This is a genomic window from Nocardioides sp. NPDC023903, assembly GCF_040639295.1.
Taxonomy (GTDB): Bacteria; Actinomycetota; Actinomycetes; order Propionibacteriales; family Nocardioidaceae; genus Nocardioides.
Genome location: NZ_JBEZZS010000114.1, coordinates 1 through 1,077 on the forward strand (window position 1 = coordinate 1; position 1,077 = coordinate 1,077).

A 1,077-nucleotide genomic window follows, 5' to 3' on the forward strand; every position below is an offset into this window, starting at 1 on the left:
CGGGGAGCGGCCAGGAAGGTACAGGTGCCCGCGATGCGCACCAGCCAGGTCCCGTCGGCGCGCGGCGCCGCGGTGATGGTGAACTTCACGACCCGCCACAGCAGTAGTGCGAACGAGGCGACCAGTCCGATCACCATGCCCTGCAACAGGTTCAGCGCGACGACGGCGATCACGGTGACCAGGTAGACGTAGATGTCGCCGTTGCGGCGGGCACGCTTGATGTGCGCCAGTTTCACCAGCTGCACCCCGATCAGCACCAGCAGCGCGGCCAGCGCCGCCGTCGGGATCTGACGGACCAGGCCGACCAGAGCGATCGCGAACACCAGGATCCAGCCACCGTGCAGCACGGTGGCCGCCCTGCTGCGCGCGCCCGCGTTGGCGTTGGTGATGCTGCGCACGATGACCGCCGCGATCGGCAGACCGCCGAGTACACCGGAGACCATGTTCGCCGCGCCCTGACCGAGCAGTTCCCGGTCGAAGTCGGTGCGCTGGTCGGGGCGCAATTTGTCGACCGCGACAGCCGAGAGCAATGTCTCCACGCTGGCGATGAGGGCGATGGTGAGCATGGTGAGCGCGAGCGGCAGCCACCCGCCGTGGGGCAACGCGGGCAACCCGATGCCGTCGAGCAGCGAGCCGTCCAGGCGCACCCGTTCCACGGTCACCGGCAGCACCAGCGATACCACGGTCGCCGCCACCACCGCGACCAGCGGGCCGGGCACCACCCGTACGCGGCGCGGCAGGTACTGCCATCCGATCAACACGGCGATCACGAGCAGCCCGATGAACAGATCACCCTTCTGCACCGACATCACCTGCCGCGGGAGCTCGACGATGCTCGCCCAGGGTGAGCTGACTGTCGTTCCGCCGAGCAGGACGTGCACCTGCTGTAGCGCGATCACCACGCCGATGCCGGCGAGCATCGCGTGCACCACGACGGGCGCGATACCCAGCGCGGCGCGCGCGATCCGACTGAGCCCGAACATACATGCCGATGCTGGAGGAGGTCGGGTACGTCCCGCGCTGGCGCTACGCGCCCGGCGAGGAGATCCGCCGGCACATGGTCGCGCTCGCGGAGAG

The 1,077-nt window shown here is 69.5% G+C and carries 1 protein-coding gene; it reads right to left on the minus strand.

The window, feature by feature from the left end; all coding sequences use genetic code 11:
• Nucleotides 1-983: SulP family inorganic anion transporter (locus AB0F44_RS30335; RefSeq protein WP_357361101.1), on the minus strand; the 983-nt coding region annotated here is incomplete at its 3' end.
• Nucleotides 984-1,077: the final 94 nt, after the last annotated feature.